Below are 4173 nucleotides of genomic sequence, written 5' to 3'. Positions count from 1 at the left end.
CACACTCTCGACCGTAAACTCAACCGGTTCTGCGGTGCCAACATTACCAAGGATATCAGTCACCGTGGCTCCGATACGATATGCACCGCCAGCCAAATCGTAGTCGTGTGTGTAGACAATGTTACCACTCTGGGTCAATATTTCACCGACGGTGGCTGCTGTTATGCGGATCCTGCTTACGTCGACATTAATTGCTTCGCCGCCCGGTAAACGGGTTAAAGTAATCTCAACAGGCATCGTATTCATCGCCATGTCGTTCGGATCGAAACCACTCGCATCGGTATAAGTAATCTGAATCGCTGGCAACATGTCTATTTGATGCCGTGACACCGGCGATACAATCTCAACAACAGGAGCTGACCTATCCACCCGGATAACGGGTAATCCGAATCGGGCGGCGCCATTTGGCTTGGTAACAGTTCCCACGAGGTTGAATGGTCCCTCATCCAGCATTGAGGTATCAAGCATGATTTCAAAGCTAACGCTTCCATCAGCGTTAACCGTGATCATAATCCCGTCGTCGGTGAGAGCACCCAGCATCCGTGCAGATTGCTCATCATCTCCAATCAGGACATCAATTTCGTCTGCATCGACATTCGACACAGTCAGCGTAAAGGTCAGCTTATCGTCAACCGTTGGGAACCCTATAGGATACATGGCATCAATTTCACTTGGGCTGCGTGCGTCACCCTCGGTGTCAATGATGCTGACAATATCAACCGATGGATCAGCAAAGTTTTCAGGCGGTGTGAAATTGCGCACCTCAACGATGATCGGCATAGGGACAATTCTCGTCTCTGGCGAGCCATCGGCGGCGTGTGCCACTGCCATGACGTTATATATCCCATTCGGGATTGACGCCAGATTGACGACCCCTTCATAGGTGTAGTTGCCGGCGTCCTCAAAGACCGTATCCACACCCAACGTCGCCCCAGAAGAGGCATCGTTGACAGCGAGTGTAATGCCACCTGGGAAGACTCCCGGATACGCGCCTGTCCGTGCGGTCAGGGTTAGCATCGGTTCGGGGACACCTTCAAGGAGCAAGCCGCTGACGCGGTAATACGGTCCATTGCCACTGACCTGGCCGTCTTCGATTTCACGCGGAGCGACCACCTCAACTTCATTGGCAACTTCGGTAATCTCTATCGGTGAGTAGTTATCCACAGAGAAGCTGTCTGTTACCCCATCCGCTGAAGGATACGCTGCGTTAGCCGCATCGACAGCGATAGCTCGGACAACATAAGGATTGTCATCTTGGCTTGCATCGCTTGCAGCAGGCGTATCATCTAAGATGGTATCTTCGAGGGTTGTAGTATCCACGGAGATTGACCATTGTCGGTAGAATGGAGCAATTGGTGCACTAGCTGCACCGCCGACAACCGCACCGACAAGATCCTCAATGATAGCAATTTGAACCTGAGAGACAACCGTTGTACCAGCTAATTGTGCAATACCAACCGGCGCCCAATCCGTACCTTGAGAACGGCGAACTTCAAACTGGACCGCAGTGGTCACCGGGTTGGTCATCGCCTGCGTGAATGCACTGATAGTGATTCCGTCACGTGGTGCACCACTGTCAGGGTGGAGGTCTGCCGCCTCTACATGAATAGCATTAATTGCAGGGGCAAGCCGACGCTGATATGTGAAGGTGGCGTCTGTCTGTCTGCGGATGGTCAATGCGTTTGTTGCAACGGTACGCACCATCACCTGTCCTGTCAGATTAGGCAGGGCTGCATAATCACCAACATCCCAATTGACTGTAAGTTGATCGCCTTCCATGGCATTAGCCAGATCTGCTTGGCTGAGCGTCCCGATTGGGTGCCAATCACCGCCTGCGATCTGATACTCCAATTCAATCGTCAATGGATGATCGCTGCGCTCAATGATGTCAACGGTGAGCGTCACCATTGAGTCTGAGAAGATGGTTACCTCTCCTGCGGTGGATTGCGTCTCGTAGGGACCGTCCGTCGTGCCATTGCCGTCATAGTCAGTTTGCACGAGGGAAATCATGGCACTATCTGGATCTGGTGAAACGAGCTCCAACTTGACGCCAGGGGCTCTGCTCGAATCGGCATTTAAGATGTTATCAATACCGACGACACGGAGACCGTACGTACCGTAATCCAAATCATTTCCGGTCTCACTACGAACAAGCATCTGGACATGATGTGGCGGACGGGAGGTCAGCGACAACACACTCGCGGGATTCGTAAGCAGTTGCACAAGGTCTAACACCTGCAGATCCATGGTTAGCATTGGATTCCACGTCCCCGGATTGCCGGCATCATCTAACCGAGCGAACTGGTACAGATAAGCCTCAAGATCTGAGTCATCTATCGGGGTTGCAGAGACGTTTAAGATCGCCTTACCTGGATCCGGAAGCGCGGTTGCAACATAAGTCCCATCTGCATCCCGCAGATACATACCGATGTTGTCATCGGTTGTATCATGAACCATTGTGTCAGCGGTCGGTGCTGTTGTATCCACGGCAAACATTTTGCCGGTGAGTGCATCTGCGGAACCGCCGCTATATCCAACAGCGACATCCAACTGATACATACCATCGACTGGAAGATCAAGTTTACCGACCCATAGGGATTGTGAATCATCGTCCACCGCTGGCACCCTGAACACAGACCTCAAACCCGGATCCATTGTAGCGAGCGGATTCAACTCTGAATCAAGCAGCATCTCAATCGTTTCGAGGAGATTAGCTATTTCAGCCATCTGTAGGTTCCGTGGATCGGGGAGCGGGAATGCGGTAATGGTTAACCCGTTGAGCGGGTCGTGATACGGTTGGGCAAGCTCAACCCTGTAGTAGTAAGAGACTGTGGAGCCGGGGGTCAACGGTGCTTCGGCTGACCATACCCCTGCAGGACCGTCCATAGGGATCGGTGCTTGTCCGTCAATCATCAAGGTCACAGCTGCAAAGGCTGGCATACTTCCTGCGAAGATTGCTACCAACTCTTCTTCCAACTGGAAGTTGTACATGAAGGAACCACCTGCCGCAACCTTCTCGGCAGCAGCCGTAGCGGACCCCGCGCCGGTGATGCTGAACGTTAGACTTTCGGCGGTCGGACCGGCGAAGGTATACAGAGACAGTTGATTACCATTAATCCAGCGACCGGAATCCTGTTGGTCTGCCGATGCCATGAAAGACCATATCGGTTTCGGCGTTATCGCATTACCGAAGTTTTCACGATGAATCTGCTCATCAGTAGCCTCAAAACCCGCCGGCAGCGCACTTTGAACATAGTTTAATACACCAAGAAGTGCTAAAGCGACAGGAAGTGGACTTGGTGAGATTAAGGCAGACGGATCCATTCCCAGCAGGTTAGCAGCGAGTGCAGTTACATCCAACCCGCCCAGTCCCTGTAACGCATTCAACCCAGCTTCGTAGCTGGTATTTATTGAAAGCCCACCCAACTGTAGAGCGGGAGGAACGATCTCAAACATCGCCATTGAATCGGCGCTGACAGCATCTAGTGCATTGGCTACAGTGACGCGAACCGTCGCCTGCCCTCTCATGTCGAGTAAGTTAGCGAAATCTTCAGTCCGATCCCAACTGACAGTCAACTCACTTCCCATCGCGACATCGGTGAGCGCGTCAGCATCAAAAACGTGAATCGGCATCCAATCACCTTCACCATTAATCTGAAAGTCAACCGCGATTGATGTCAACGGGTGCTTCGTGCGTTCCGTAATTTCAAGGGTAAGCGTGACAGCGCTTCTATCGGAGAAGATTGTCACACCATCGGATACACGCTGCACGCTTTCAAAGCGACCATCCGTCGTGCCATCGCCGTTGTAATCCGCGTGCACAACCGTCACCGCAGCGTTATCGTACTCTAGGGGAACAACCTCCAACATTATCGGGGCTGTGCTAGAACTGATATTTAAGATGTCATTAATACCAACAGCTCGCAAGCCAAAGTGACCCATCAGGCTATTCTCACCGCTGATGGGTAGCGTGACCTGATGTGGCTCCATATAGGTCAGCGCGAGATCGGTGGTCAAGATCGCTGGATTCCATACATTAACCCCCGGATTGCCCGCGGCATCTAACGAGATAATCTGGTACAGGTACGCACCTGGATCCATTGGATCACCCGTTGGGGTCGCGGTGATCGTTAGGGTGCCGCCATCGGCGTGCGCTGCGGCAACGTAGGAACC

General features: G+C 52.5%; 1 protein-coding gene. It reads right to left on the bottom strand.

Annotated features, from left to right (window positions below; genetic code table 11):
• Window positions 1-4173, bottom strand: a 4173-nt coding sequence (locus J4G02_21280; GenBank protein ID MCE2397057.1) for a hypothetical protein, incomplete at both ends; no start/stop codon positions are given.

It is taken from the genome of Candidatus Poribacteria bacterium, from assembly GCA_021295755.1.
In the GTDB taxonomy this organism is placed as follows: domain Bacteria; phylum Poribacteria; class WGA-4E; order WGA-4E; family PCPOR2b; genus PCPOR2b.
This window is presented reverse-complemented; position numbering and strand designations above follow the sequence as displayed.